Origin of the sequence: Mycobacterium sp. (genome assembly GCF_035603715.1) — a bacterium.
Lineage (GTDB): Bacteria > Actinomycetota > Actinomycetes > Mycobacteriales > Mycobacteriaceae > Mycobacterium.
The window spans coordinates 1-2,643 of the sequence record NZ_DATNJW010000523.1 but is presented as its reverse complement, the minus strand read 5'-3'; the positions used below and the strand labels follow the sequence as shown (position 1 = coordinate 2,643).

Here is a 2,643-nt window from a genome sequence, read left to right as displayed (position 1 = left end):
GTCGACATGTACGTACCGCTGTTCGGGCAACGCCTAGCGCATCTGGTCCCGGTCGCGGCCGGGTTTCTGGGCGCCGCTTTGGCGGTCGGGTGGGCGGTCAGCGAAGTCCTCAGCGCGTCGCTGAGCGGCAGGAAAGTCATCAATCGGGTGGTCGTGTTCGGTCCGCTTGGCATAGCGTTGGGGCTGGGTCTGGCCGCGGCTACCCAATTCGACAACGCGTCCGCGGACTTGGTCGTGACGTGGGCGCTGGCGCTGACGATCACCGGCGTCGGTATCGGGGCGGCGTGGCCGCATCTGTCGGCGTGGTCGATGCACTGCATCGACGACGAAGCCGAAGGTCCCGCGGCGGCCGCAGCCATCAACACGATTGAGGTCATCGCCGGCGCATTCGGCGCCGGCCTGGCCGGCGTCGTGGTCAACACCGCCCACGGCAGCACGGTCATCGCCGCGCGGGCCCTGTTCGCGGTCTTCGCCGTGGTGGGCTTACTAGGCGCGTGGGTCGCCTACCGGGCCACTCGGGATCTGCGCTGACCAGCTTGCATTTCGCCGAACTGGAGACGGCGTCGATATCGCCGAACGACCGGCCACGCTACTTGTCACACCCTGCTGGTGCGACCGTAGCTGGCACGGTCAACGGGTCGACTTGATGACCTGCGCTCGGTGGAACTGCCAGCGCTCGACGATGCGGAACCCGACATTCGTCGCGGTCGTGTAGGCGGGCGCGTGCACCAGCATCCGCCCGGGCGGCAGCGACGTCCCGGTTTGATGGTTCGGCAGCTTGGTGTCGTGGGTGGAAATCGTCCACAGCGTGGTGCATTGGTAAAGCCGGCCTACCACCAGCCAGACGGCGACGTGACCGTCCCAGAGCGTCTCGCGCTTGGCCGCGGGGACGCCGCGACCGACGTCCACCAGTGGCCGGTAGGCGTCGGGGCGCGCGGCGAGCACCGCGCGAACCGGCCCGGGCAGCCAGCCGACCGTGTTGTCGACCAACAGGCAGTCCCCGGGGGCCGCCTGCGCGCTGATGAGGTCGGCGACGTCGCTGTAATCCCAGCTCTCTTTGGCGTACCGCTGTCGTTGCGAGAGAAGATAATTCGGGAATGCCGCCACGGTGAGCACGATCAGCATCGCCGCGATCCATCGTGGCCTGCGCGCGATCCCGACAATGCAGACGGCCAGCACAACCGCCATCGCCGGGGTGGTGAAGAACAGATACCGCGGGTAGTAGAACGGATCGCTGACCGCCGAGTAGATCAGGCTGATGGCGGTGGGCACCACCATCCAGGCCGCGCAGATGATCAGCACCCGGCGGGTATCGCCGAGTGATAGCCACCGACCCCGCATCCGGATCGTCAGCGCAGCAATGAAAATGAGCCCGGCCAGGATCGCGAACGGAACGCTGTTGTCGAAATATTGGTGCAGCACAACGTCGAGCACGCTGTGCCAACTCAACGGGTAAATCCAGGCCACCTGGAAGCTCTGGCCGTGCGCGAACAGCATCAATGGTGCCGATGCGGCCACTGCCAGCGCTGACGTGATCGCAAACCAGCGCACCACTGACCTATTGCGCCGCAGCACCGGCGTCACGACCGCGTAGACCGGGACGAGCAACACGAGATAGAGGTTGAGCAATATCGCCAGCGTCAGTGCGAGCGTGTAGGACGCCCACAGCCCTCGCCGGTGTCGGCGTACGGCGGTAACCAACAGGACGGTCAGCCAGACCGCCGCGGCCGCCGTCAACGCATACGAGCGGGCTTCGACGGCGGCCCAGGTCACACGCGGCAGGATGGCGAACACGACGCCCGCACACACCGCAGTGGTCCTCGGCAGGAACTGTCTCGCGAAGACCACCACACCGGCTGCGGCGATCCCGACGGCCAGGCAACTGGGAACCCGCGACCAGAACTCGGTCACCGGGAAGATGCTGAACCAGCCGTGCATGAGGAGGTAGAACAAACCGTGAACGGCATCGATGTGGCCGAGCATCCGCCACAGGTCGGGTATCGAGCGGCCGGAGGCAGAAATCGTGGCACTCTCGTCGAACCACAGCGAAGGCCAGCTCGCCCCGGCGGCGCCGATGCCGGCGGCCAGCACCGCGATGGCGAGCGGGTCAATAAACCTGCTGGGCCGGCGCGGCCGCGAGGGGCTCGGGGTGACCGCCCTCCTGGGTTCGGCGACTGTTGTGGCAACCATGTTGGATGTCACTTTAGGGCCACCGTGGTGAACATGCTTACCCGTCCTGCCTGATCACATAACACTTTTGCCCGTATGACCGAATCGGTCGTGTCGGGCTTACGGCAGCTGTATCGACGAAAATGCAAGCGCAACATTGAGTTTCAATGATCGCGTTAGCTAATTGGACACGAAGACGACACATTTGGGCCTCAGAGTGTGCGCGCCGCAGTGGTAGCCGGGAATTGCCCAACCAGGTCGGCGTGTCCCAAAGTCGACCATCTGGCTATGGCAAGGCACTACTGTCTGGGGTTGGCGTAGCAACCGACACTTGGGAGGGTAAATGAGCGCCTATCGGACCGTGGTGGTAGGAACCGACGGCTCAGATTCGTCGCTGCGCGCGGTAGAGAAGGCAGGCAGCATTGCCGGGGCGGACGCGAAGCTGATCGTGGCGACGGCGTATTTGCCTCAGGG

The 2,643-nt window shown here is 65.3% G+C and carries 2 protein-coding genes and 1 pseudogene; 2 read left to right on the top strand and 1 reads right to left on the bottom strand.

All coding sequences use genetic code 11. The features are described from left to right. A pseudogene (locus VN856_RS21630) lies at positions 1-531 on the top strand (MFS transporter); the annotation flags it as partial. Between the two features lie 99 nt (positions 532-630). Here the strand turns inward: VN856_RS21630 and VN856_RS21625 are convergent. Beyond that, positions 631-2,190 (bottom strand): glycosyltransferase family 39 protein, encoded by a 1,560-nt coding sequence (locus tag VN856_RS21625; protein ID WP_325692756.1) that lies wholly within the window; start codon positions 2,188-2,190, stop codon positions 631-633. Positions 2,191-2,512: 322 nt separating this feature from the next. Here VN856_RS21625 and VN856_RS21620 point away from each other — a divergent pair. Then, positions 2,513-2,643 (top strand): universal stress protein (locus VN856_RS21620; RefSeq protein WP_325692758.1); only part of this gene is annotated, 131 nt, incomplete at its 3' end.

Excerpts from the sequence above, each read along its gene's own strand:
- VN856_RS21625 (WP_325692756.1), bottom strand. The coding sequence starts at position 2,190 with ATGGTTGCCACAACAGTCGCCGAACCCAGGAGGGCGGTCACCCCGAGC.